The sequence below is a fragment of the Enterobacter cloacae complex sp.6700776 genome, from assembly GCF_048284255.1.
GTDB classification, from domain to species: Bacteria; Pseudomonadota; Gammaproteobacteria; order Enterobacterales; family Enterobacteriaceae; genus Enterobacter; species Enterobacter intestinihominis.
In genome coordinates, this window is the sequence record NZ_JBLVYK010000152.1 from 1 (window position 1) to 308 (window position 308).

A 308-nucleotide genomic window follows, 5' to 3' on the forward strand; every position below is an offset into this window, starting at 1 on the left:
GCGTCCTGTCCACGCCTTTCAGCCAAATCCAGTTGGGTGGCGTAAGCCGCAGGTCATGTGCATACAGCCAGACCAGCCCACTGCGGACGTAGCGATGTTGTTTCAGCCATTGCTGTGCTCCGTTGCTTTTAATCACTCTCTGGAAAGCTGATTTGGCCAGTGAATAAACAGGGGTACAGAATTTCCCGCTGTCCCGTTTGCTTTTAATTCTGCATGAGAGGTTCAGTGTATCCATGAGCTTTAATGCCTGTCTCTTATACACATCTCCGAGCCCACGAGACCAGGTACTTCATCTGGGGGGGGGGGGG

1 pseudogene is annotated in these 308 nt (G+C 52.6%); it reads right to left on the reverse strand.

What is annotated here, in order from left to right:
• Positions 1–256, reverse strand: a pseudogene (locus tag ACNQ0T_RS23670) (conjugal transfer protein TrbA); the annotation flags it as partial.
• Positions 257–308: the final 52 nt, after the last annotated feature.